The organism is Paraburkholderia aspalathi (genome assembly GCF_900116445.1).
Taxonomy (GTDB): Bacteria; Pseudomonadota; Gammaproteobacteria; order Burkholderiales; family Burkholderiaceae; genus Paraburkholderia; species Paraburkholderia aspalathi.
The window spans coordinates 1-25,470 of sequence record NZ_FPBH01000050.1; the positions used below are offsets into that span (position 1 = coordinate 1).

General features: G+C 62.7%; 23 protein-coding genes. 16 read left to right on the plus strand and 7 right to left on the minus strand.

Translation table 11 applies throughout. The features are described from left to right. Positions 1-639: 639 nt before the first annotated feature. Together BM438_RS41395 and BM438_RS41400 are read right to left on the minus strand one after the other, a co-directional pair. Positions 640-1,893 (minus strand): MFS transporter, encoded by a 1,254-nt coding sequence (locus BM438_RS41395; protein ID WP_093646737.1) that lies wholly within the window; start codon positions 1,891-1,893, stop codon positions 640-642. Next, a complete protein-coding gene (locus BM438_RS41400; RefSeq protein WP_093646739.1) occupies positions 1,890-2,867 on the minus strand; it encodes a PRC-barrel domain-containing protein in 978 nt (325 codons plus the stop codon). The genes BM438_RS41395 and BM438_RS41400 overlap by 4 nt, the downstream gene beginning before the upstream one ends. Before the next feature lie 520 nt (positions 2,868-3,387). Between BM438_RS41400 and BM438_RS41405 the strand changes: the two genes are divergently transcribed. The 3 genes from BM438_RS41405 to BM438_RS41415 all read left to right on the plus strand — a co-directional run bounded on the left by BM438_RS41405 (position 3,388) and on the right by BM438_RS41415 (position 6,289). Further along, complete coding sequence (locus tag BM438_RS41405) at positions 3,388-4,770, plus strand: NCS2 family permease (protein ID WP_074286043.1); 1,383 nt, start codon at positions 3,388-3,390, stop codon at positions 4,768-4,770. A gap of 244 nt (positions 4,771-5,014) precedes the next feature. Next, entirely contained in the window at positions 5,015-5,440 is a 426-nt protein-coding gene (locus tag BM438_RS41410; protein ID WP_093646741.1) for an ArsR/SmtB family transcription factor, read from the plus strand. 114 nt (positions 5,441-5,554) lie between these two features. After that, positions 5,555-6,289, plus strand: coding sequence for a DUF899 domain-containing protein (locus BM438_RS41415; protein WP_093646743.1), 735 nt, complete (start codon positions 5,555-5,557; stop codon positions 6,287-6,289). Between the two features lie 28 nt (positions 6,290-6,317). On the opposite strand, the gene BM438_RS41420 is transcribed toward BM438_RS41415, so the two are convergent. After that, a complete protein-coding gene (locus BM438_RS41420; RefSeq protein ID WP_093646746.1) occupies positions 6,318-7,163 on the minus strand; it encodes a response regulator transcription factor in 846 nt (281 codons plus the stop codon). 139 nt (positions 7,164-7,302) lie between these two features. On the opposite strand from BM438_RS41420, the gene BM438_RS41425 reads away from it, so the two are divergent. Together BM438_RS41425 and BM438_RS41430 are read left to right on the plus strand one after the other, a co-directional pair. Beyond that, positions 7,303-8,139, plus strand: coding sequence for a carbon-nitrogen hydrolase family protein (locus tag BM438_RS41425; RefSeq protein ID WP_093646748.1), 837 nt, complete (start codon positions 7,303-7,305; stop codon positions 8,137-8,139). Between the two features lie 179 nt (positions 8,140-8,318). Next, a complete protein-coding gene (locus tag BM438_RS41430; RefSeq protein WP_093646750.1) occupies positions 8,319-9,686 on the plus strand; it encodes an APC family permease in 1,368 nt (455 codons plus the stop codon). Positions 9,687-9,719: 33 nt separating this feature from the next. On the opposite strand, the gene BM438_RS41435 is transcribed toward BM438_RS41430, so the two are convergent. Both BM438_RS41435 and BM438_RS41440 read right to left on the minus strand, forming a co-directional pair. Continuing rightward, entirely contained in the window at positions 9,720-9,902 is a 183-nt protein-coding gene (locus tag BM438_RS41435) for a hypothetical protein (protein ID WP_093646755.1), read from the minus strand. 126 nt (positions 9,903-10,028) lie between these two features. Then, complete coding sequence (locus BM438_RS41440) at positions 10,029-10,934, minus strand: NAD-dependent epimerase/dehydratase family protein (protein ID WP_093646757.1); 906 nt, start codon at positions 10,932-10,934, stop codon at positions 10,029-10,031. 115 nt (positions 10,935-11,049) lie between these two features. Here BM438_RS41440 and BM438_RS41445 point away from each other — a divergent pair, with 115 nt between their 5' ends. From BM438_RS41445 to hutG, 8 genes are all read left to right on the plus strand, one after another. After that, positions 11,050-11,946, plus strand: coding sequence for a LysR family transcriptional regulator (locus BM438_RS41445; RefSeq protein WP_093646760.1), 897 nt, complete (start codon positions 11,050-11,052; stop codon positions 11,944-11,946). Positions 11,947-12,203: 257 nt separating this feature from the next. Further along, positions 12,204-13,727 (plus strand): histidine ammonia-lyase, encoded by a 1,524-nt coding sequence (hutH, locus tag BM438_RS41450; RefSeq protein WP_200621786.1) that lies wholly within the window; start codon positions 12,204-12,206, stop codon positions 13,725-13,727. A 38-nt stretch (positions 13,728-13,765) separates the two neighbouring features. Beyond that, positions 13,766-14,461: a histidine utilization repressor gene (gene hutC / locus BM438_RS41455; protein ID WP_054040559.1), complete on the plus strand. Its 696-nt coding sequence runs from the start codon at positions 13,766-13,768 to the stop codon at positions 14,459-14,461. Between the two features lie 92 nt (positions 14,462-14,553). Then, positions 14,554-16,242, plus strand: coding sequence for a urocanate hydratase (gene hutU, locus BM438_RS41460; RefSeq protein ID WP_093646762.1), 1,689 nt, complete (start codon positions 14,554-14,556; stop codon positions 16,240-16,242). 20 nt (positions 16,243-16,262) lie between these two features. Further along, positions 16,263-16,865, plus strand: coding sequence for a HutD/Ves family protein (locus BM438_RS41465; RefSeq protein ID WP_244179580.1), 603 nt, complete (start codon positions 16,263-16,265; stop codon positions 16,863-16,865). 120 nt (positions 16,866-16,985) lie between these two features. Further along, a complete protein-coding gene (hutI, locus tag BM438_RS41470) occupies positions 16,986-18,209 on the plus strand; it encodes an imidazolonepropionase (RefSeq protein WP_093646764.1) in 1,224 nt (407 codons plus the stop codon). Positions 18,210-18,219: 10 nt separating this feature from the next. Next, a complete protein-coding gene (locus BM438_RS41475) occupies positions 18,220-19,605 on the plus strand; it encodes a formimidoylglutamate deiminase (protein WP_093646766.1) in 1,386 nt (461 codons plus the stop codon). A gap of 108 nt (positions 19,606-19,713) precedes the next feature. Continuing rightward, complete coding sequence (gene hutG, locus BM438_RS41480; protein WP_093646769.1) at positions 19,714-20,532, plus strand: N-formylglutamate deformylase; 819 nt, start codon at positions 19,714-19,716, stop codon at positions 20,530-20,532. A 285-nt stretch (positions 20,533-20,817) separates the two neighbouring features. Here the strand turns inward: hutG and BM438_RS46825 are convergent, their stop codons facing one another. Further along, positions 20,818-20,952 (minus strand): hypothetical protein, encoded by a 135-nt coding sequence (locus BM438_RS46825; RefSeq protein ID WP_266212797.1) that lies wholly within the window; start codon positions 20,950-20,952, stop codon positions 20,818-20,820. Positions 20,953-21,267: 315 nt separating this feature from the next. Here BM438_RS46825 and BM438_RS41485 point away from each other — a divergent pair, with 315 nt between their 5' ends. Then, entirely contained in the window at positions 21,268-21,933 is a 666-nt protein-coding gene (locus tag BM438_RS41485) for a hypothetical protein (protein WP_093646809.1), read from the plus strand. A gap of 73 nt (positions 21,934-22,006) precedes the next feature. Here the strand turns inward: BM438_RS41485 and BM438_RS41490 are convergent, their stop codons facing one another. Further along, a complete protein-coding gene (locus BM438_RS41490) occupies positions 22,007-22,552 on the minus strand; it encodes a hypothetical protein (protein WP_093646771.1) in 546 nt (181 codons plus the stop codon). A gap of 109 nt (positions 22,553-22,661) precedes the next feature. On the opposite strand from BM438_RS41490, the gene BM438_RS41495 reads away from it, so the two are divergent. Further along, complete coding sequence (locus BM438_RS41495) at positions 22,662-23,561, plus strand: helix-turn-helix transcriptional regulator (protein WP_093646774.1); 900 nt, start codon at positions 22,662-22,664, stop codon at positions 23,559-23,561. After that, positions 23,558-25,465 carry a DUF3857 domain-containing transglutaminase family protein gene (locus BM438_RS41500; RefSeq protein ID WP_093646811.1) on the plus strand — a complete coding sequence of 636 codons (1,908 nt, stop codon included), beginning with the start codon at positions 23,558-23,560 and terminating at the stop codon, positions 25,463-25,465. The genes BM438_RS41495 and BM438_RS41500 overlap by 4 nt, the downstream gene beginning before the upstream one ends. The last annotated feature ends 5 nt before the right edge of the window (positions 25,466-25,470 follow it).

The window sequence follows — 25,470 nt, forward strand, 5'->3', positions numbered from 1 at the left end:
GCGTTCCAGGGCATGGTCGGGACCGGGCGTTTTAGTACCCGGAAGTGTCAACCATGTCCCCGCACACCTGTCAGCTATGTCTCCGGTCTATACACCGCCGCAAAGAAAAGTAGGCAAAAGAAAGCGGCTAGAAGCCCCTGCTAAGCGGGTCCCGCAGCTCGCTCACGGTAGTGGTGCGACTGGAATCTGTGTTCGTGCCGCTGCGTGGGCTTGTGACAAGGGCGTCATACTTCCGGCGGCGCTGCGCGCGCCGAAGAGCTGTTCATAAAACCACCTGCTACGTTTGTCATTCACGGATCTCAGCCGAAGCCCGTGGTTTCCCATGCAGACCCGTCCGCGACGCACGTAGTGCGGAGTGGGAGCTGATGAATCCTTTGTCACTAGCGCGGAACGTGCGAGAGCACGGATTCCAGTCGCACCACTACCCCAGGCAAACCACGGCGCCCACTTAGCAGGGGCTTCTGGCCGCTTTCTTTGCTTATCTTTCTTTGCGGCGGCAAAGAAAGTAAGTGCCGCCCCGCACAGGGGCAACGCTAATAGACCACTAACAATTCAAGGAAAGGCACCAAAGCCAGATCAAGGAAAGCCCAAAGCCCTAAGACCCCGGCCAAATGCCGCCGCAAAAGGCAAAAAACAAGCTCATCTAACAGCCGACTTCCCATCCCCCAAAGGCTCCGCCTCATCCCCAGCAGCCGCATCCCGCGTCTCAGGCATCGCGGCCCAAACGAGCAGCACGGCAAGTGCCCCCGCCGCAGCAAGCCCAAAAAAGCTCACGGCATTGCCAAAATGGTCAGCCACAAACCCGGCAGCAGTCGTGCTCAAAGTAGCCCCAATCCCGGCAGCCAACCCAAACAACCCAATACAAAGGTTATACCGCCCCTTCCCGCCAGCAACGTCGGCGGCAATCAACGGCAGCATCACACCGAACACGGCCGCGCTCAGGCCGTCGAGCATCTGCACCGGCACCAGCAAATAAGGGCTGCTGATTCCAGCAAACAACAACGCCCGTATCGGCAACGCCGAAAACCCAAGCAGCAGAATCGGCCTGCGTCCCCACCGCTCGGCAGAGCGCCCAACCCATGGCGACATCATCGCCACAATCGCCTGCGGCACGATGATGCACGCGGCAATCACGAGCTGCACGTTGTCACCCATGCCGGCCGTCACTTCACCAGCGGCGAGATTCAGCATCGCCGCATTCGACAAGTGGAACAGCACGATACAAGCCGCAAACAACAGCATCCGCTTGTCACGCAACAGCTCGCGCAAACTCTCGCGCCGTTCGATCTGCGCCGGTGTGGGCCCGGTTTTCGGCAGCTCGATCGTGTCGGTACGCTGGATCATCGTCAGCGCAAACAGTGCAGGGACCGCCAGCGCCGCTGTCAGCCAGAACACCGCGCGAGGCGAATAGTATTCGCCGAATACGCCCATCAAGCCGGCCGCGACGGCGCTGCCGATCGACGCCCAGCGCGCATTGCGCCCCAACCGGTCGCCCAGATTCGCGCGCCCCACGAGAGCGAACGAAATCGCGGCCAACGCCGGCGTCAGCATGCAACTGGCAAAGCCGTGGAATACCTCGGCGGCAATCACCGGCAGCACCGTCGGGCTCGCCGCCAGTAGCACCGCACTGAAGATGATCGCGAAGATCGCCCATGCGGCAGCGCCTTTCTTGTTGCGCAGTGCGTCGACAGCAGCGCCGCCCGGCACCTGGCTGACCATCGCACTAATAGTGCCGACGGACAGCGCCATGCCGATCTCGCCCTGGGTCCACTTGTGCGAGGCGAGGTACGACGCAATGAACGGCCCGAAACCCGTCTGCACGTTGGCGACGAAAAAATTCAGCCAATCGAGTGCGCGCAGACTTCGCGCGGTGACCAAAGTGCGGCCTGTCATCGGACCGCCCGTGTGTTGGAACCCGCCGTGACTGTGGCCGGCGCGGCAGAAGCCGCAGTGGCAGGAGCGACGGGAGCAGGCGCGGAAGCGGGAGCGGGTGGCGGCGCGGGCGACACCGCGCGGATCGGCTTGTCGTTGGCGTACGGCGGCGTCGCGTTGATCTGCGCATCGCTCAGATCGATCAGCGGATGCAGTTCCTTGTCTTTCGTGACGAAACGCAGGGCCGACCAGTTGGCGGCAATCGTGCGCCGCTCGGTGCTGACCATGCCGTTGACGTCGAGCACGACCGCCTGCGGCTGCGCGTTGGCGTCGATCAGCACATCGATCACGCGGCCGACCTTGGCGCCGTTAGAGCGCTCGACGTCGGTGTCGATCAGCTGCAATTGCACGGCGGCGGACTTCGCCGCGGGAGTCGGCGTGGCTGTCGCGTTGAGTGTGATCGGCGCGGTCTTCGCGGTCGGCGTGAAGCGGAACGCGTTCCACGGGAAATTGACCTTGCGATCGCCGACGCCAAGGAAACCCTGCAGATTGACCACGATTTCGCGTGGCTTGCCGCTCGCATCGGCGATCAGATCGACCGCGCGGCCCACCACTTTGCCGTCGGGCTTCTGCACTTCGCTATCGAGCAGGGCGCGCGCCTCGCTGCGCTCGATCGTGCGCAGCACGATCAGCGGCGCGGGCGCGGGAGGAGGCGGCGCGGGCGTGGCGACCGGCGGCGGAGGTTCGACCTTGCGTGGCTTGACGACCGGCTTCTTCGGTTTCTTCGGCTGCTCGGGCTCGGCCGCTTCAGTCTCGGCCGGTTCCGGCGCGGAGGCGGCTACGGGCGCGCTCGCGGGTTCGACGGGCATCACCGTGGCGTCGACAATCGGCGCCTGTTGCGGGCCCCACAGCAGGCTGCAACCGGACAGCGCGAACAGCGCGAACACAGCAAGAAGCAGAAGACGCCAGGCAGGACGCGAGAAACCGCCGCTCATCAAGAAGGACTCCATGGGCCAGTGCGGACGGGCGCTGTGGACCGCCGCAGTTAAGTCACGCTTTAACTCAGGTAAGGGCCAGAGTGTAACCCGTGGCGCCGGGGCGGCCCGGTTTTGCAGGCTTTCTGACAGGTGTCCCCGGCGCACGATTCATGCCGCGCTGTGCACTTTCGGCCGCGACGTAGGCCCGTTTTTGCGCGTCGAACCCCTCAAAACCCTTTCACAACTCGATGACAAATCGTAGGTGTAAACGCGCGGAGCGTCCCCATGGTTTGCCGTCCCTTAAACGATATAAGCATCGCGACATGTCGAGCATGCCATTCATGCGATGGGAGACATATTTGTGTTGCCCTACATTTCGGGACAGCAAAAGAAGAACGGAGCATGCGGGTTGTCTGACGCATCGCAAGCCGACGTTCAAACCTTGCCACACCACCACATTAGATCAACGCAACGAGACGAACCTGATGGCGGCCGGAAACCGGGCCGTTTCAGCACGCTGATAAAGGAGGCACTCATCATGATGGAACCCCACGCCCAACCGATTTCTGAAGTCGGCGCCGAATCATTCGACGGAAAGGGCTTTCTCGACCGCTACTTCGAAATCTCTTCACGCGGCAGTTCGCAGCGTACGGAAATTGTTGCGGGCATCACGACCTTCCTCGCGATGGTCTATTCCGTGTTCGTCGTGCCGGGCATGTTCGGCAAAGCGGGCTTCGATACCAGCGCGGTGTTTGTCGCCGTATGTCTGACGACCGCCTTCGGTTCGCTGCTGATGGGTGTGTGGGCGCGCCTGCCGATCGCCATCGGCTGCGCGATTTCGCTGACTGCGTTCACCGCGTTCGGCCTCGTGCTCGGTAAAGGTCTGCATCCGAACGTCGCGCTCGGTGCAGTGTTCCTGATGGGTGTCGTCTTCACCGGAATCTCGGTAACGGGCGTGCGTTCGTGGATTCTGCGCAATCTGCCGACCGGCATCGCGCACGGCACGGGGATCGGCATCGGCCTGTTCCTGCTCCTGATCGCCGCGAACGACGTGGGTCTGGTCGTCAAGAATCCGGGCGCCGGTTTGCCGGTGGCACTGGGCAATATCACGGCATTGCCGGCGATCATGTCGGTGGCGGGTCTGGCTGCGATCTTCGGTCTGGTGCGCCGTCGCGTGCCTGGTTCGATCCTGATCGTGATCGTCGTGATCTCGTTGATTGCGCTCGCAATCGATCCGGCGGTGGTGTTCCACGGCGTGTTCGCGGTGCCTTCGCTGAGCGCACCGGGCCATGCTTCGCTGATCGGCGCGATGGACATCAAGGGCGCGCTTTCGATGGCGGTTCTGCCTAGCGTGCTGGCCCTCGTGATGACTGCCGTGTTCGACGCAACCGGCACGATTCGCGCCGTCGCCGGACAAGCCGGTCAACTCGACGAAAACGGCCGCATCATCAACGGCGGCCGTGCGTTGACGGCGGATTCGCTGAGCTCGATTTTCTCGGGTCTGCTCGGTGGCGCACCGGCCGCCGCGTATATCGAATCGACGGTTGGTGTTGCAGCCGGCGCGAAGACGGGTATGGCCGCAGCGGTGGTCGGTCTGCTGTTCCTCGTGGTGATGTTCTTCTCGCCGCTGGCCAGTCTCGTGCCTTCGTATGCAACGGCTCCGGCGCTGATGTACGTCGGCCTGCTGATGCTCTCGAACGTGAGCAAGCTGCATATGGACGATATGGTCGACGCGATGTCGGGCCTGATGTGCGCCGTGTTCATCGTGCTGACCGCCAACATCGTGACGGGCATCATGCTCGGCTTCGCGACGCTGGTGATCGGCCGCGTGGTGAGCGGCGAGTATCGCAAGCTGAACGTCGGCACGGTTGTTATCGCTGTCGTGCTGGTCGGCTTCTATCTTGGCGGTTGGGCCATCTGATTCTGCCGCATTGAGTTTTACGCGGTTTGCTGTAACGCGAGAGTGGGGCGGGCTTGCCTTGCCGCTTCGCTCGAACGTGTAGTCGGTTGTTCTCCACCTTGACGCGGCGTATTGCAGGGTTCGATCTGCGATGCGCCGCGTATCTTTTTTCAGCATCCCCTTAGCACCTTCCGCTTCCTGTGCGCTTTGAGAAAAGTGCGCACCTGTCCTTGACATCCTCACGCGTGTTTCTATACTTAACCTCATGGTTAAATTTAATGAAACATTACTCGATCGCACCTTTGCCGCGCTGTCCGATCCGACGCGGCGTGCGTTGCTCGCGCGTCTGTCCCAACTGAACGATCTGTCGGTCAGCGAACTCGCCGAGCCGTTTGCGATGTCTTTGCCCGCAGTGATGAAACACCTCGACGTGTTGTCCGAGGCCGGTCTCATCACGCGCAGCAAAACCGGCCGCACGGTGGCGTGCCGCCTGTCAGCCGGACCGATGGAGGAAGCCATGGAATGGCTTACCCGCTATCAGCGCTTCTGGTCCGAATCACTCGATCGTCTTGCTGCTTTCGTCGAAGAGGAACCGCCATGTCCGCCAAACCCAGCCACGCCCACCAGCGTCGTCACGACGCCGCGCCCGCGAAAGTCTGCCGCGCCTCTACGGAAGCGGCGCAATTCGTGACATGGATGCATCCGACTGGCTTGAGCCACGGTCTCGATGCGCTGGAACGCTACCTCGCCTGAATTCGCGTGATTTGCTCTATCTAACCTGTATGACGCAGAAAAGGAGACGCACATGGATCCGCAACATCGTATCGGTACCCGGGAAGAATGGCTGGCCGCCAGCAAGGCGCTATTAGTCGAAGAGAAAGCGTACACACGCGCCGGCGATGAGCTCGCCCGCAAACGCCGGGCGCTGCCCTGGGTGAAGGTCGAGAAGACCTATGTATTCGACACGCCGCAAGGCCCCAAATCACTCGCCGATCTGTTTGGCGGTCGTAGCCAATTGATCGTTTATCACTTCATGTTTGGTCCGGATTGGGAAGAGGGCTGTTTCGGCTGCTCGTTCGTGTCGGATCACATGGATGGCATCCTGACGCATCTCGAACATCACGACGTATCCTACGTGGCAGTCTCGCGTGGGCCGCTCGCGAAGATCGAGGCGTTCAAAAAACGCATGGGCTGGAAGTTTCCGTGGGTGTCGTCGAATGAGAGCGACTTCAATTTCGACTATCACGTGTCGTTCACACCGGAAGAAATCGCCAGCAAGAAGGGGTTCTACAACTTCACCGAGCAGGATGTCGGCATCGACGAGCTACCCGGTCACAGCGTGTTCTACAAGGACGCAGCGGGCGACATCTATCACACGTATTCCACCTACGGACGCGGCGGCGAGCAGTTCCTCAGCGCGTACGCGCATCTCGACGTGGTGCCGAAAGGCCGCGAGGAGAAGAAGAATATGGGTGAGTGGCTCAAGCATCACGATCGCTATGAGGAGAAGGCGGGCGATTGCGCCGCATGCAGCCATTGACGCGCGCCGGCCAGGAATAAGCGGGACGTCATGCCCCTTTGCGTCCCGCTTCATAAAACAGCGCGAACAACTCCGACTGCGAGTTGACGTTGAGCTTCGTATAGATGTGCTTCTTGTGCGCGCGCACCGTCTCGAACGAGATCGTGAGTTTCTCCGCGATGGCGCGCGTTGAAAATCCGCTCAGAGTAAGCATGGCCACCTCCACTTCGCGTGCGGTGAGTGACGAGCGCCCGCCCACCGACGACACCTGCTCGAAACGCGCGGCATAGGTGGGCGTGTCCGCAGGGGCGTCCGTATTGATCGCTGCTTGCGTCACGGCCTCGCTCGAGGCCGGCTCCGGCGCATCGAATGTCTCATACGGCAAGCGCTGCCGCAGTAGCGCGATCACCCATGGCGCACAGAGCGCGAGCACCGCCAGATCGCGCTCGCCATAGCGCTGCGTTGCGCCCAGCGAGAACGCCAGCGTATGCCTCGCGTCTATCATGTAGTTGAAGTGCACTTCATCGCCGACGATGTTTTTTCTGAAGTACCGCTGGTAGTAGTCGGTCATCGAGAAGTTGTCGGGCGCGACGTCCGCCAGCGTGACGAAACCCGATGCGGGCTTCTCGGTCGCGGCGATATAAAACGGATCGAGTTGATAGAGCGCGGCGAGATAGTCCTGGAACATCACGTCCACTGTGCCGTCCGGCGTGGGCGATTCTGCGCAGGCGAGCGGCGCCATGCCAGGCGTGAAGCGCAGGGCGACCCAGTTGTCGAACACGACATAGCGTTCGAGCGCGCGTGTGAGGCGGGTCCAGAATTGCGCGCTGTCGAGTGCTTCGATAACCGCGCCGATCTCGCGATGAAAGGCCAGATCGCGCCATTCGAGTTCCATGCGTGCTCCGTTGAGGGTAACCCTGCCGGGTGATTACGGTCAAAAATATGTCTGGTAATAATAGGCCCAACCTGAAACGCGGGCGCCTGACAACAGCCGCTATTTAACGCGAAGCAGATTGCTGAGCATAGGAGACAAAATGCTTCAACTCGAACTGGCACAGATCCCGATCGTAGATGGCGCCGTGGGCGTGGGCGGGGCAAACGTGCAACGCGTGCTGCAAACCATCGGCCAGCGCGCGGCCGGAACCGATCTGATCGTGTTTCCGGAGACCACGCTGTCGGGCTTTCCTACTCGCGACACCATCGCCGACGTGGCCGAACCGATTGACGGGCCGTCGCTGACCGCCGTGCGCAACGCGGCGCGCGAAGCACGGGTTGCGGTGGCAGTGGGTCTCGCCGAGCGTGACGGCAGCCGCTTTTTCAACACCACGGTGCTGGTCGACGAACGCGGCGAGATCGCGCTGCGCTATCGCAAGACGCATCTGTGGGCGTCGGACGTCGGTGTGTTCGAACCGGGCGACCGCTACGAAGTGTGCAGCTTCAAGGGTCTGACCGTTGGCATCCTGGTCTGCTACGACATCGAATTTCCGGAAACGGCGCGCGCGGTTGCCTCGCTCGGCGCCGATCTGCTGATCGTGACGAACGGCAATATGGACCCGTTCGGGCCGGTGCATCGCCGCGCAATCGTGGCGCGTGCGATGGAGAATCAGATGTTTGCGGCGCTTGTGAATCGCATCGGTTCGGGCGACGACAATCTCACCTTCCCCGGTGAATCGGCGCTGATCGATCCGTTAGGCGATGTGGTGTGCGACGCCGGCCACGAAGAAACGGTCCTGCGCGCCACGCTCGATCCCGCGCGTCTCGAGGCCGCGCGCGAGCACTATCGTTATCTGCATGACGCGCGCATTTCACTCGACCTCGCGACGCAAGACGGCGAGCAAGGGCAACGTGCGCGTGTGATCCGAACGCGCTAAGGCGCGTGCGCAGGTGTAGGCGTGCATAAGCACGCATCCACACCCGCGCGCACCACGTTAGGCAAAGCATCATCGGCGCGACTTCCGCGCACCCTGCAAGACTGATCGACAAAACCCGACCCGGGCGCGTTCAACGTCGCCCTCGACGACGCTCGCCCATTCGCAAGAGGAGACACCGCATGACCCCGACATCCCCCACGGAGCGCGCCGGCGCACCTGCCGCGCCCCAAAGCGCGCATCTGAAACGCACACTCGGCCTGCCTTCGGTTTTGCTGTTCGGCCTCGCCTATATGGCGCCGCTGATCGTCTACGGCACCTACGGCGTGCTGGCGACCGCCAGCAACGACACCGCCGCGCTCGCGTATCTGATTGCCCTGATCGCGATCGTGTTCACCGCGCTCAGTTACGGCAAGCTCGCGCGGCTTTTCCCGGTAGCGGGTTCAGCGTACACATACACGCGCAAAAGCTTCAATCCGCATCTGGGTTTCATGATCGGCTGGGCCACCTTGCTCGATTACTTTTTCCTGCCGATGGTGATCTGGCTGATCGGCGCCGCGTATCTCAGCGCTGCGTTTCCGCACATTCCGAGCTGGATCTGGATCGTCGCGTTCATTGTGTTGACGAGCGCGCTGAATATTCTTGGCATCGAACTCGCGAACCGTTTCAACATCGTGCTGATGGTCGTGCAACTCGCGATCGTCGCCTTGTTCGTCGTGCTGTGCTGCCACTATGTGACCGCGGCGGTTGGCCCCGGTGGCCTGATTTCGGCCGAACCGTTCTTCAAGCCGCATGTGCCGTTGTCGGCGACGATGGCGGGCGCCGCGATTGCCGCCTATTCGTATCTGGGCTTCGATGCAGTGTCGACGTTGACTGAAGAAACCATCGCCCCTGAAAAGACCATGCCGCGCGCGATCGTGCTGATTGCGCTGATCGGCGGCGCGATCTTCGTGATCGCCGCGTACACGGTGCAGCTCGCGCATCCGGGTGCGGTGTTCAAGGACCCGGATTCGGCGGCCTTCGAAGTCGCACGCAAAGTCGGCGGCGATATCTTCGTGACGGTGTTTCTGGCCGGCCTGATTCTCGCGCAGTTCGCCTCCGGTATCTCGGCGCAGGCAAGCGTGGGGCGTCTGCTGTATGCAATGGGACGCGACGAAGTCTTGCCCAAGCGCATCTTCGGTTTCGTGCATCCGAAGTTCAAGACGCCGGCGCTGAACATCGCGATCGCGGGTGCAATCGGTCTTGTCGCGCTGAAGCTCGACGTGGCGACCTCGACCTCGTTCATTAACTTCGGCGCGTTTCTCGCGTTCACCGCGGTCAATCTGTGTGTGATCCGGCAGTTCTTCAACGCGAAGGGCAGTGCGAATGCGATGGGTGTGATCGGCGGCCTGGTGTTTCCGCTGGCTGGTGCGATTGCGGATATCTGGCTGCTGGTGAGTCTGGAGAAAACCGCACTGGTGCTCGGCGCGGTGTGGTTCGTGCTGGGCTTGTGCTATCTCGGCTGGATCACGCGCTGTTTCCGCCGTGCGCCGCCGGAAGTCGCGGTCTGATAACTGATGGCGCTGCCGCGCGCAGCGCCGAACTCATAACGCCATGTCGAAGGCGGGTTTGAGGAACAGTTCGATCGCCATCACGATAAGGCTCATCACGGCCGCGGACAGCGTCAACGTGCCGTACTCGTCGTAGCGTGCATCGTACAAGCACGCTACGACGAAAATAATCGCCAGCAGGTTGGTGAGCCAGTCGAAATTCAACGCCAAGGTCATCGATCAAATCCGGGCTTACGCGCGACTCGTATCGTCGGATCGCGCTATTACGTGAGCCGGATTCTAGCGAGTTGAGCTTACGGATTTGCTACGCCTGGGCTTACATGGATTACGGCCTGGAGGACCTCACTTGGCGGCCATCATGTCGTGCTCGATCCAGTCGATCACCGACGTGCGTTTAGGCTGCCAGCCGAGCAGTTTGCGCGCACGCTCACCACGCACACGGCTGTTCGATCCCAGCCCGTACGAAGCCATTTCGTAACCCCATTCCTTCTGCGCGTCTGCGAGCGGCCAGTCTTGCGCCTCGCCCAGTTTCATCACGCGGGCGATTGCGGCGCTCATGTCGCGAAACGATGCCTCTCCGCTTTCGACGAAGTAGAAGGTGCCTGCGGGCGTCTTCTCCAACGCAAGGCGATAGAGTTCGGCGACGTCGCCGATATGCACGTTCGACCAGATGTTGCCGCCGCTGCCCACATGCCGCACCACGCCGCTCTTTTGCGCCTGACGCACGAGTCGCGGCAACTGCACGCTTGCGCTGCCCGGCACGTCGCCGTGGCCATAGATCAGCGTGTTGCACAGCACCGCCGAGCGGATGTTCTGCTGCGCGGCGTCGAGTACGAGTTGATCGATCGCGACGCGTGCCGCTTTGTCCGCGGTCGGCTTGGGCAGGGCGTCTTCGTGATAGATGCGCGCCTCGCCCGCTTCACCACCCGAGGCATCGCCGACGATGCTCGAGCCGCTCGTATGCAGAAACGGTTTGCCGGAACCAGCGAGGCCGTCGATCAGCGCTTTCACTGCGCCTTCATGGTCGCTGCTCGCGGCGTTGATGACTGCGTCGGCGGCTTTGGCTTCGGTGATCAGCAGTTCGCGGTCGTCGAGCGTGCCGATGACGGGTTCGATACCGAGGCGTTGCAATTCAGCGCTGTGTTCGGGTTTGCGGATCAAACCGCGCACATGGTGGCCGGCGCGCACGAGGTGCGCCGCAATCGAGCCGCCGATAAAGCCGCTTGCGCCAGTAATGAAAATCTTCAAGACGTTCTCCTAAGGTGGAAACACCGGAAATACGATGACATGGACGCAGTATCCACCGTCTTGATTCTCGCAAAAAGCGTGTTAGTCTCAAATCAATCTTGATTTGAAATCAACAATGAAGACTTCCACTGACGAATTACTGGTGTTCGCGACGGTGATCGACTGCGGTTCGATCACTGCGGCGGCCGAGAAATTACAGCAGACCGTCTCGGGCGTGAGCCGTGCCCTCACGCGCCTCGAAAAGAAACTCGACACCGCGCTGGTGAGGCGTACCACGCGCCGTTTGCAACTGACCGAAGAGGGCGAGGCGTTCCTGCGGCGGGCGCGGGCGATTCTCGATGCGATGGAAGAGGCCGAGGAATCCGTCACGCGTGGACGCGAGCGGCCCTCGGGGCGCTTGCGTGTCGATGCGGCGTCACCGTTCATGCTTCATTGCGTGGCGCCCCACATGAAGGCGTTTTCAGCGCTGTATCCGGAGATTCGTCTGGAATTGACGAGCAACGAGCGGATCGTCGATCTGCTAGAACAGAAGGTGGATATCGCGATCCGCATCGGCGCGTTGCAGGATTCGACCCTGCATGCACGCACCCTGGGCAGTAGCAAGCTGCGGGTGCTCGCGAGTCCGGCGTATCTGGCTGAATACGGCGAGCCGCGTTCGGTGGAAGCGTTGCGCTCGCACCGTCTGATCGGCTTCACGGCGCCGGAGCATCTGAATCGCTGGCCGTTGCGGGCGGGTGGCAAGGGCAAGTCCGAGACGCTGAAGATCGAGCCGGCGATCACCGCATCGAGCGGCGAGACCTTGCGGCAGCTCGCGCTGTCGGGATGGGGCGTCGCCTGTCTCGCCGACTTCATGACGGCGGCCGACGTGCGCGAGGAGCGGCTGGTGCCGATTCTTGGCAACGTGCTGGTGGATGAGCGGCAGCCGGTGAGCGCGGTGTATTACCAGAGCGCGTCGCTGGCGGGGCGCGTGCAGTGTTTCCTGGATTTCATGGCGGCGCGGGTGAGGTTGTAGCGAATCGCGTCGAGTTTTTTGTCCACTTGCCGCCCTGTATTTTGAACGTGTATATACAAGTTGCTTGTCGCGACGAACGAATGCGATGTGGCACGCGCTGACGCCCGAAATCCCCGGCTCAAGCGATATGCATGCCACGTAAGCCTCCAGCTCTAATGGAAACTCCCAGGCCCGAAGCTGCAAAAACAAGTTGTATATACAAGCCGACGCCGCTAGACTTCCTCTTGAATTGTATAGACAAGACAGGACACAACACCATGATGATTCTGAAGCCCGGCTACCTGACCCTCCCGCAACTGCGCCAGATCGCTCGCGAGCACGTCGCGCTGCAGCTCGATCCCGCCAGCCACGCCGCCATCGACGCCTGCGCCAAAGCCGTCGCCGATATCGCCGCGAAGGGCGAGCCGGCATACGGCATCAACACGGGTTTCGGGCGCCTCGCCAGCACGCACATTCCGCATGACCAGCTCGAGCTGCTGCAGCGCAATCTGGTGCTGTCGCACGCGGTCGGCGTGGGTGAGCCGATGTCGCGTCCGGTCGTGCGTCTGTTGATCGCGCTGAAGCTGTCGAGCCTCGGCCGTGGCCACTCGGGCATCCGCCGCGAAGTGATGGAAGCGCTGATCACGCTGTATAACGCCGACGTGCTGCCGGTGATTCCGGTCAAGGGTTCGGTCGGCGCATCGGGCGACCTCGCGCCGCTCGCGCATATGTCGGCAACCCTGCTGGGCGTCGGCGAAGTGTTCGCGAAGGGCGAACGCATGCCGGCTACCGAAGGCCTCGCGCTGGTCGGCCTGAAGCCGCTCACGCTGCAAGCGAAGGAAGGTCTGGCGCTGCTGAACGGCACGCAAGCCTCGACCGCGCTCGCGCTCTACAACATGTTCGCTATCGAAGACCTGTTCCGCACCGCACTGGTGGCGGGCGCGTTGTCGGTCGATGCAGCAGCGGGCTCGGTCAAGCCGTTCGACGCGCGCATTCACGAACTGCGTGGTCATCAAGGCCAGACGGACGCGGCAGCTGCTTACCGTTCGCTGTTGCAAGGCTCGGGCATCAATGTCTCGCACGCCGATTGTGACAAGGTTCAGGACCCGTACAGCCTGCGCTGCCAGCCGCAAGTGATGGGCGCGTGTCTGGACCAGATGCGTCATTCGGCCGACGTGCTGTTGATCGAAGCGAACGCCGTCTCCGACAATCCGCTGATTTTCCCGGACACGGGCGAAGTGCTGTCGGGCGGCAATTTCCACGCCGAGCCGGTCGCATTTGCCGCTGACAACCTCGCGCTTGCGGTCGCGGAAATCGGTGCCTTGGCCGAACGCCGCATCGCGCTCCTGATCGACGCGACGCTGTCGGGCCTGCCGCCGTTCCTCGTGCGTGACGGTGGGGTGAACTCAGGTTTCATGATCGCTCACGTGACGGCCGCGGCACTCGCCTCCGAGAACAAGACGCTCGCGCATCCGGCTTCGGTCGATTCGCTGCCGACGTCCGCGAACCAGGAAGATCACGTTTCGATGGCGACGTTCGCTGCGCGCAAGCTTGGTGACATCGCTGAAAACGTCGCGAACATTCTGTCGATCGAGTTGCTCGCTGCCGCGCAAGGCGTCGATCTGCGCGCGCCGCACAAGACCAGCCCGAGCCTGCAGAAAGTGATGGACGCAGTGCGCAAGGACGTCGCGCATTACGAGCTCGATCACTACTTCGCACCGGATATCGCGGCCGTTACGCGTCTCGTGCAGGACGGCACGATCGCGAAGCTGAGCCCGTTCTCGTTCGCGTCCGAGCAATAAGCTCGAACATCACGTTTTCAAGCACGCCAATCAAGCCAATGAACGCACCGGCCTATCAGGGCATCAAGGACTTCATCCTCGGCCGCATCCACGCGGGCGAATGGGCTGAAGGCGACCAGGTGCCCTCCGAAAACGAGCTCGCCCGTGAATTCAACGTGGCGCGCATGACGGTCAACCGCGCGTTGCGCGAGCTGACTTCGGAGCAGGTGCTGACGCGCGTGCAGGGCTCGGGCACGTTTGTCGCCCGGCCCAAGTACGAATCGACCCTGGTGGCGATCCGCAGTATTTCCGACGAAATCGTCGCGCGCGGTCATCGCCATCAGGCGAACGTGCTGCACATCGGTGCGAGCATCGCTGATGAAGCGCTTGCCGAAGAAATGCAGGTGAGCGCGGGTAGTCCGGTGTTTCATTCACGCGTGCTGCATTTCGAAAACGACGAGCCGGTGCAACTCGAAGAGCGCTGGGTCAACCCGGCGGTCGCGCCCGAGTACGCCTTGCAGGACTTCACGAACACCACGCCGAATCAGTATCTGGTGCGAGTGGCGCCGTTGCAGCGCGTCGAGTACCGCATCGAAGCCCTGGCTGCGGATGCGGATACCCGCGAGCTGCTGACGATGGATGAACTAGAACCGTGCCTCGTGCTGCATCGGCGCACGTGGTCGCAAAGCCAGGTCGCCTCGATCGCCAATCTCTGGCATCCCGGCAGCCGCTATCGCTTCACCGGACATTTCTGATTCTGCTGCTTTTAAAGACCGCTTTTAAAGACCGTTTCCGACTCATTTCCCTGAACTTCTCCCGCACATTTTCAAGCATCCCGAGGGCCACCATGAACAACCCGAAACACATCGACCCGCGTCTGGACCCGACCCGCACGATCCGCGCACCGCGCGGCGCGGAAAAGACCTGCAAGACCTGGATCGCGGAAGCCGCGTACCGGATGATCCAGAACAATCTGGACCCGGAAGTCGCCGAGCATCCGCACGCGCTGGTCGTGTACGGCGGTATTGGCCGTGCCGCGCGTAACTGGGATTGCTTCGATCAGATTCTCACGTCGTTGAAAGACCTCGAAGAGAACGAGACGCTGCTGATTCAATCGGGTAAGCCGGTCGGCGTGTTCAGGACGCATGCGGACGCACCGCGCGTGTTGCTGGCTAATTCGAATCTGGTGCCGCATTGGGCGACGTGGGAACACTTCCACGAACTCGATCGCAAGGGCCTGATGATGTACGGGCAGATGACCGCGGGCAGCTGGATTTACATCGGCAGCCAGGGCATCGTGCAAGGCACCTACGAGACGTTCTTCTCGGTGGCGAACCAGCATTTCAACGGCGATCCGTCGGGCCGCTGGATTCTGACGGGTGGTCTTGGCGGCATGGGCGGCGCGCAGCCGCTGGCCGCAACCATGGCCGGCTTCTCGATGATCGCGGTGGAATGCGACGAGACGCGTATCGACTTCCGTCTGAAGACGCGTTACGTCGACAAGAAAGCGGCGACGCTCGACGAAGCGCTCGCCATGCTTGAAGAAGCGAAGAAAGCAGGCAAGCCGGTTTCGATCGGCCTGCTCGGCAACGCAGCGGATGTGTTCGCTGAATGCGTGACGCGCGGCATCACGCCGGATTGCGTGACCGATCAGACCAGCGCGCACGATCCGATTCACGGCTACCTGCCGCAAGGCTGGAACGTCGAAGACTGGCGCGAGCGTCAGAAGACAGTGCCGGACAGCATTGTGCTGCCCGCCAAGCAGTCGATGGCCAAGCAGGTTCAAGCAATGCTGACGCTGCAGGAACGTGGCGCCGCTACGCTCGACTACGGCAACAACATCCGTCAGATGGCGTTGGAAATGGGCGTTGAAAACGCGTTCGATTTCCCGGGCTTCGTGCCGGCGTATATCCGCCCGCTGTTCTGCGAAGGCAAGGGCCCGTTCCGCTGGGTCGCACTCTCGGGTGATCCGGAAGACATCTACAAGACCGATGCGAAGGTCAAGGAATTGATCCCTGACGATCCGCATCTGCACAACTGGCTCGACATGGCGCGTGAACGCATCGCGTTCCAGGGTCTGCCGGCGCGGATCTGCTGGGTCGGCGTGAAGGATCGTTATCGTCTGGGTCAGGCGTTCAATGAAATGGTCCGGAACGGCGAGCTGAAGGCGCCGATCGTGATCGGCCGCGATCACCTCGACACCGGTTCGGTGGCAAGCCCGAATCGCGAAACCGAATCGATGAAAGACGGCTCGGACGCGGTCAGCGACTGGCCCTTGCTCAACGCACTGCTGAACACGGCAGGCGGCGCTTCGTGGGTCTCGCTGCACCATGGCGGCGGCGTTGGCATGGGCTTCAGCCAGCACTCGGGCGTCGTGATCGTCGCTGACGGTACCGATGCTGCGAAGGAACGCCTCGGCCGTGTGCTGTTCAACGATCCGGCAACGGGCGTGATGCGTCACGCGGATGCGGGCTATGAACTCGCGCAGGAAACGGCGCGCGAGGCAGGGCTGAATCTGCCGATGCTGGGCCGTTGATCGTGGCGGTTGTCCCGAACGTGGCAACCACGACGCTCATCCGCGGCGCCGAACTCGTGGCGGCGCCGTGGAAGAACGGCGGCGGCGTCACGCGCGAAGTGGGGGCGTTTCCCGCAGGCACAGGGCTCGACGCATTCACGTGGCGTGTCAGCATCGCCGACGTGGCGCAAGCGGGGCCGTTCTCGCGCTTCGCGGGCATCGACCGCACGCTGGTGTTGTTGTCGGGCGCGGGCATGCTGCTCGATGAAACCGACGACACCGGTGCTCACGCCGTGAAGACGTACGCGTTGACTCAGCCGCTCGATATCGCGCAGTTTGCGGGCGAAGCGCGAATCGATGCACGTTTGGTCGACGGCGCCACGCGCGACTTCAACCTGATGGTCCGCCGCGGTGCGGCGGTGGGTGAAACTGAGGTATGGCGCGGCGCTACGCAACGGACTTTGTCCGCCGACGTGGTGTTGTTGTTCTGCGCAGGCGGCGCGGTTTCAGTCACGCTCGGTGGCGAAGCCCAACCGCAAGTGCTTGAAGCCGACGACACACTGCGCATCGACACGCCGAACGCGCTGTCATGCGTGGCCGAGGGCGCGGGCGCATTGCTCGCGATCAGCATCCGCTATACGTGATCACCGCAACGATGACGACGATTCGCGTGCGCGCTTGAATGTTGCCAAACACCTGGCAAAGGCCAGGCGAAGCGCGCCGCGAACCACCACAGACACGCAACGAGCTGCAAAGAGCACGCGATGAAGCAAACCGTCTGGCATCACCTGAAACTCTGCCCTGAGGGCGATCCCCAACACACGCTAGCCGATGCCGCGATTGCCGTTGAAAACGGCAAGATCGTGTGGCTCGGCACAGCGTCCGAATTACCCGCTCAATATGCCGCATGGCCGCGCGAAGATCTGTACGGCGCGTGGGTGACGCCAGGCCTCGTCGATTGCCATACCCATCTGGTGTACGGCGGCCAGCGTGCGGATGAATTCGCGCAGCGTCTCGCGGGCGTCAGTTATGAAGAAATCGCGCGGCAGGGCGGGGGCATCGTTTCGACGGTGCGCGCCACGCGTGCCGCCGACGAAGACTCGCTGTTCCGCCAATCGGCCGCGCGCCTCGAACCGCTGCTCGCCGAAGGTGTCACCGCGATCGAAATCAAATCCGGCTACGGCCTCGATCTCGCCAGCGAACGCAAGATGCTGCGCGTCGCGCGCCGGTTGGGCGAGCGCTATCCGGTGACGGTCTATACGACGTTCCTCGGGGCGCACGCCTTGCCGCCTGAATTCGCGGGAAAAGCCGATGCGTACATCGACGAAGTCTGCAACACGATGCTGCCCGCGCTCGCTGACGAAGGACTCGTCGACGCTGTCGACGTGTTCTGCGAGCGCATCGGTTTTTCTCTGGAACAGAGCGAGCGCGTATTCCAGGCCGCGGAGCGCTATAAATTGCCGGTGAAAATGCACGCCGAGCAGTTGTCGAACGGTGGCGGCACGGCGTTGGCCGCGCGTCACCATGCGCTGTCCGCGGACCACCTTGAATTCCTCGACGAAGCGGGCGTCTCCGCGATGAAAGCGTCCGGCACCGTCGCCGTGCTGCTGCCCGGCGCGTACTACTTCATCCGCGAGACGCAATTGCCGCCTTTGGATTTGCTGCGGCGTTATCAGGTGCCGATTGCGATTTCCACCGACAGCAATCCCGGCACGTCGCCGACCACCTCGCTGCTGTTGATGATGAACATGGCGACCACGTTGTTCCGCATGACCGTGCCCGAAGTGCTGCAAGGCGTGACCACGCATGCGGCGCGTGCACTCGGCAAGGCAGACCAGCATGGCTCGCTGCAAGCCGGGCGCGCGGCGGATTTTGCGGTGTGGTCGGTGGATTCGCTTGCTGAGTTGGCTTACTGGATTGGGCGTCCGTTGTGCGCGCGGGTCGTGCGTGCAGGCGAGACTGTTTATACACGGCGTGATTTGAGCTAGGGCCTGAGAGATGATGCAATCAAAACAATCACTATTCGCCGATCACGCCTATCTACCCGACGGCTGGCGCCGCAATGTGCTGCTGGAATGGGACGCTAACGGCACGCTGACATCCGTGACGCCCGATACGGCGGCAGTTCCCGACGGTGTGCAAAAAGCCGCAGGCCCCGTATTGCCTGGCATGCCAAATCTTCACTCGCACGCGTTTCAACGTGCGATGGCCGGCCTGACCGAATATCGTGCGAACGCAACGGACAACTTCTGGAGCTGGCGCGATCTGATGTACCGCTTCGCCGCTCGGATCACGCCGGAAGGGCTCGCTGCCGTCGCGCAGTGGCTCTACATCGAGATGTTGAAGGCGGGCTACACATCGGTCTGCGAATTCCATTACGTGCACCACACGCCGGATGGCAGCCGCTATTCGAATCAGGCGGAACTGGCGCAACGTGTAGTGGACGCCGCGTCGGCGAGCGGCATCGGTATGACGATGCTGCCCGTGCTGTATCAGTACAGCGGTTTCGGCTCGCGCCCCCCGCGCGAAGATCAGCAGCGCTTCATCAACACACCGGAGAGTCTGCTCGATCTGCTCGGCACGGTGCGCGCGGCGCGTCCCGAGAGCGCGGCGTTGCGTTATGGCGTCGCGCCGCATTCGTTGCGTGCGGTATCGGCCGATTCGTTGCACGCCTTGCTGAATGGCATCGATCGAAGCGCGCCGGTTCACATCCATATCGCCGAGCAAACCGCCGAAGTCGACGCCTGCCTCGAAACCGAAGGTGCGCGGCCGGTGCAGTGGCTGCTCGATCGTTTCGAGGTCGACAGCCGCTGGTGCCTCGTGCACGCCACGCATGTCGATGCGAACGAAACGCTGGCGCTCGCGAAAAGCGGTGCGGTCGCGGGTTTGTGTCTGACTACCGAAGCGAATCTCGGCGACGGCATTTTTCCGGCGCAAGAATATCTCGACGCAGAAGGGCGCATCGGGGTCGGATCGGACAGCCATATCGGCGTCGACTGGCGAGCGGAATTGCGTTTGCTCGAATACGGCCAGCGCCTGACACGCCGTCAGCGCAATGTGCTGGCATCCGCGCACGCCACGCACGTGGCCGATCGTCTGTTCGACGCGGCGCTCGAAGGCGGCGCGCATGCCACCGGTCGCGCAGTGGGCGCATTGCAGGCCGGCCGCCGCGCCGACTGGCTGGTGCTCGACGCGGATCATTCGAGCATCGCCGAGCACGCGCCGAACGCGTGGCTCTCGGGCGTTGTATTCTGCGAACATGGTGAGACGCCGATTCGCGACGTCTACGCGGGCGGCGACAAGGTCGTCGACAACCGCCGCCATCGTGATGAAGAGGGCGCTTACGCGCGTTATCGCGGGGCGCTCGCCGAATTGCTCAAGTAAACTGCTGACGCCGTTGGCTGTTGCCGCATCCTGAAGCGCAAGGCTCGCATGAATGGCTGAACACGCTGAGCCTTCGATTTTTATCGATCCCATCGATTCCGGACTGACATGACTGCTTCGTCTACTACTACTCCGCCGGTTCTATCGCTGCATCAGGGAAGCTTGCCCTTGCTGATTTCGATCCCGCATCTGGGCACGCAAATCCCCGCCGATATCGCCGCAACGATGACGCCGGTCGCGCAGCGCACTGACGACTGCGACTGGCATCTCGACCGTCTCTACGCGTTTGCGAAACGCATGGGCGCGTCGATCCTGGCGCCGACCTACGCGCGTTATGTGATCGACCTGAACCGTCCGCCCGACGGCGCGAATCTGTATCCAGGGCAGGACACCACTGGCTTGCTGCCGGTCGATACCTTCGACAAGGAACCTTTGTACCTCGACGGCCATCTGCCGGACGACGCCGAAGTCGCGCGTCGCCGCGATGCTTACTGGAAGCCGTATCACGAGGCGCTGACGGGCGAACTGGCCGCGTTGAAGGCGAAGCACGGCAAGGTGCTGCTGTGGGAAGCACATTCGATTCGCTCGCACGTGCCGCGTTTTTTCGAAGGACGTCTGCCGGATTTCAACTTCGGCACGTCGAACGGCGCCAGCGCAGTGGCCGGATTGGGCGAGGAATTGGCTGCTGTTGTCGGACGGCATGGCGGATATTCCGCGGTCGCCAACGGGCGCTTCAAGGGCGGGTACATCACGCGGCAGTACGGGCAGCCGTCGCAGGGTGTGCACGCGGTCCAGCTCGAGTTGTCGCAGATTACGTATATGGAAGAGCAGATGCCGTATGCGTATGACGAAGCGCTGGCTGCGAAGATCGAGCCCTTGCTGGAAGAGCTTGTGATGACGGCGTTGGAGCGCGTTAAAGCGGCTTAACGGCGGAAGCCCGACGTCGCCGCTGTCCGCGGGATCCATTTCATCTTTTCCACGCGGTTCGCCGTGCTTCGCATTCCGCGAGGCCGCGACCGCGTCGGCCCACACCGCAAAGGTGTAACAGCATGTGTCCGTGATTGCATGCTGCGGCGTTCGCGCCGAACGTATAGAGCGTTGCAGGTTTCGCTGAAGATCTGACCGGAGCCTCGTCGAAGCGGAGCGGCTACAAAAAAGCCCCGCTTGCGGCGAGGCTTTTCGATGCGCGCGCTATGGGGCGCTGCGTAACGCTCAATGGCAGCGACGTTCCCAGTGATGGTGGACGCGCACCTTGTGGCATTCGCGGTGGTGCTCGTAAGCTTGAGCGGGAGCGACGGCGCTCAGGGCGACGATCGTTGCTGCGATGGCGAGGACAATTTTCTTCATTACAGAATCCTTAAATCATGGTGGTGGTGCTAACGCTGCAGCACGTGGCGTGCCACAACGGTTCGAAAGGATGCCACACATCACGCGCGCAGCGAAGGAACGCTGACCGAATGCACGGGTCAACTCAAAACGCCGGCCTTCGTGGCGTTTTATCCCCGGGCAGCGGCGTGCCGTAGCGCGTCATTTCGATACCTCGACAGTCGCGGGATGCACGCGGGCATTGCGCCCCATGCGCAGAAGCGGCTACCCTTTCAAAACGATGACGTGTGCAAGCGCGTCATCCGTACATCGGGCAAAAAGATGGAAGACCCAGCGATGGAAGATTCCGACGAATTGCTACTCCCGGTCTGGCGAGCAAATCTGGTGCTGCTGACCCGCGAGGTCGGCGCCGCGACGCGTCTCGCGCGCATGATGACCTTTTCCGCCAGCTACCTCAAATTGATGCTGTCCGGCCAGCGCGAATTCAGCGAGGAGTTCGTGCGCGGGATCGAAGCGGTCACCGGCTTGCCGGCTGGCTGGATGAACGTGTCGCATACCGAGCAGGACATACCGGCCAACGCGCGCGAAGCGATCGACAACGAACAGCCGCTCGCGCGTTTTCGCGGCACGGCGCATCCGGTGCGCAAGAAGACGGTGCTGCGGCCGCCCGAGCCGATTTTCGGCCAGACGGCGCCGGCCAAACGCGTGGAAGAAGAGACGCTCGACGCCGAAGCGCATCGGCGTCAGGCCCACTTCCGCAAAGTTCGCGATCTGGCGATACAGGACGTGCGGCGTTTCGAACGGCATTTGAGTCATGCGCCGGTGGAGCTTGCGTCGATGCGATCGAAAGTGGAGGACGTGATCGCCGCCGCCGATCTCGACGACCCGATTCAGGCCGACCTGGCTGGCCGGCTGGAGCAGATCGAAAAGCATCGGCATTTGCTGCTCAGGCATGTGGAGCGTTTGCAGGCTTTGCTTGCGCAGATTGGGGGAGGGGATTGAAGCCTGCAGCTTGTGCAGCAGGGCGTCTTTGTTGCATGCAGGTTTGTTGGACCTCCTGATCGTCCGGCCGCAGCTAACGCCTGCGTCGCGCGTGGAATTCCGCCTCGAGTGTCCATGTCACGCCATCCTGCGCCAGCGCGACGCCGGTCCAGCGGAACGAATCTCTCGTGATGTCGGTGAAATTCCATCGAATGGGCGTGCCGTCGGCATGCGTGCCGATCTGCACGAGATCATCGCCGACGCGTCGGCCGACCAGCTCATCGCGCTGACTGGTCAGCGGATTTATATAAGTCACGCGCCATGCGCGCAGCGCCGGGTCCCACACTCTCAGCGTGGTGCCGTACATCGTGTCGGCGGACGTGAGTCCCGCGTGAGGTTCGCGTGGCGGCGGCATGATCCACACGTCCTGCACGGCGCGGCCCTCCAGCACCCAGCCAAAATGAATCTCGCCGCGACGGCGCGCGTTGCCGAGGTCGACGCGGTAGTGCAGCACGTCCATGTCCCAGCTCCCGATCAGCCAGCCGTAGAGGTCGTCGGCGGCATCGATGTCGGCGGCCCGGGCCGGGGCGCTCAAGGCGGCGTGAAAGCCGCAATCGATGGTCTCGTTCAGCATGTTCATCGTATGTGCTCCTTCGGGCGTTCAGTGAAAGCGCCATCGCCGTAACAGGCAGAACCGCGCCGGCCGCCGATGTGCTAAAACGACGATACGGACTCAGCCGAGGTGCGTCTTGGGGAAAATTGCCGTCACTTTGCAGCAGGCGCTCGCGCAGCGCGCGCGGGAAGGCACGCGTGGCAGCACGAACGCGCGTCCGCTGGCCCAGGGCGCGAGCTGGGATGTCGCGGACATCCTCTGCACCTTCGGCCCACACGACCAACCGTTCGAGGAGCGGCACGCGGGCGTGTGCATCGCGATGGTGGTGGCCGGTTCGTTCGGCTACCGGACCGCGACCGGGCGCGCGTTGCTCACCCCCGGCGCGCTGTTGCTCGGCAATACGGGTGACTGCTTTGAATGCGGCCATCGGCATGCTCCCGGTGATCGCTGCATTGCCTTCCGCTATGCGCCGGCGTACTTCGAACGGCTGGCCGAGGACGCGGGCATCGCGAGCGGCGATCTGAACTTCAGGCGCGCGCGCATTCCGTCGCTGCCCGCGTTGTCGCCGCTGATCGCGCGTGCGTGTGCCGGCGCGCTGGATACGGGCGGCGCGGTGTGGGATGAACTGTCAGTCGAAGTGGCCGTCTCGACGCTCAAGGCGGCGGGTGCATTGAAGCGTGCGGAAGCGCCCGCAAGCGCCGCAGCCTGGTCGCGCGTGGCGCAGACTGTGCGCCTGATCGACGACACGCCAGGCGCCGCGCATACGCTGACGAGCCTCGCTGCCGCGGCGGGTCTAAGCGAGTTCTACTTCCTGCGCACGTTCCAGCGCGTGACCGGCGTGACACCGCATCAATATGTGCTGCGTGCGCGCTTGCGAGCGGCGGCGCTGCGCCTTCACGACGACAGCGCGAAGGTCGTCGATATCGCGCTCGATTGCGGCTTCAACGATCTGTCGAATTTCAACCACGCGTTTCGCGCGGAGTTTGCGTCGAGTCCGCGTGCGTGGCGCGCGCGAGGCAGGGCGCGTCGCGCATGACGCGGTGGTTGGCGTTCGTGAAGCTGACCGCAGCGTTGGCGCTGGTTGCGTGTGCAACCGTCGCGCAGGCTGAGGTGAGTGTTTCTTCGATCACCTCCAGCACCCCAAACGATGACCTCTCCCCCTCGACGACGGAGCGCGACGTCCACCTCTTCGTAATCCAGAAAGACGGCTCCGTCGAAGAACATGACGACACGGTCCTGCGGGCCAACACGACGAGCGGCGTCGACGATATCGCGCAACGCTATGTGTGGTTCAACAAGGACATCGAGCGGGTGCAACTGTTGGCCACGGAAACGATCGACCTGAACGGCGTCGCGCATCCGGTCGGCCCTGAGGCGATCCGTGACGTGCAGGAACCGCGCTCAGCGGGCGCACCGAGTTTCGAAGACGGCGTGTTGCGCACCGTGATCTTTCCGGGCGTCGCGCCCGGCTCGCGCGTGCATCTGGCCTTCCGCAAGACGCGCACGAAGCCCCTTCAGGCCGGCACGTTTGCCTACCTGGTCGAACCAACGCGCGAGCCTGTCGAGATGCAGCGCCTGATCTTCGACCTGCCCGCCGACGTGCCGCTTTATGCCGATGCGCGCGGCTACGTCGCGTTGCCACCGGTCACTGCAAACGGCCGCACCCGCTACGAGTTCGATTACCAGCACGGCCCGTATGCGCCGCTCGAAGCGGGCGCGGTGGGCTATGCGAACTGGGGCGACCGGCTGATGGTGTCGACCGTGCCGGACTTCGCGAATTTCGCCGCGCGTTATCGCGGCCCTGCAGCCGACGCGACGATGAGCGACCCGGCCATCGTTCAACTCGCGCGGAGCCTGACTGCGGAGGCGAGCGACCCGCGTGCGAAGGCGCAGATCCTGTACGACTGGATGCGCCTGAATATTCGCTACGTGGCGCTGTTTCTCGGCGAGACGGCGGCGATCCCGCATAAGGCGATCGACATCCTGCACAACCGCTATGGCGACTGCAAGGACCACGTCGCGTTGTACAGCGCGCTTCTCGCCGCGGTCGGCATCCGCAGCGAGGCCGTGCTGCTCAATCTCGGGCCGTACTACAGTTTGCCGGCGGTGCCCGGCTACGGCGAGAGCGCGATCAATCATGCAATTGTCTGGATTCCTGATCTATCGCTGTTTGCCGATACCACGGCAGGCGGCATGAGTTTTGGCTATTTGCCGCCGAGCGTGATGGACCGGCCCGTGTTGCTGGTCGACGAGGGCGTGTTGGCGCGCACGCCGGCCACCCAGTTGCGCGAGCGCACGGCGCGTCTGCAGATCGACGTCGATGAGAGCGGGGCGGCGAGCTATGCTTATCGCGTGGAAGATGCCGGCTATACCGCCGAGCTCGAACGCAATATGTTTCGACGGGCAACGCGGCAGCGCACGCAACAGATTGCGGCGAACCGTCTATTGCTGACGGGTTTGCATGGCACCGCGCAGTTGCACACGGGCGATCTGACCTCGACCGATGGACCTTTTTCCACCTCAATGCAGGGACGGGTGCCACATTTTGTCTGGACCGATGGGACGACCGCAGTGCCGGCCCTGACGAGCTTATCCGGTGGAATGGCCGGGCAGGTCCAGGCGTGGCTGGCAGAGCCTTCGAGGACGCAGCCCTGGGCGTGCATCGGCGGGGAATTCGATGAAACGCTGGCAATGACGTTGCCGGGGTTCGCCCGCGTGACGGATGTGCCGGCGGATGCCACGGTGAAAGATCGTTTCCTCGAGTTTTCTTCCCGCTACGTGTTCGATCCTGCCACGCGGGTCTTGCAGGTCAGGCGACACCTGCGCGCCGCGTTCGGCCATCAGATGTGCTCTGCCGATGACTTTGCCGGCGTGAAAGATGATCTGATCCGGATCGAGCGGGATCTCGACGCCGAGGTGGTGTTGAAGGCTGGCAGGTAGGCAGG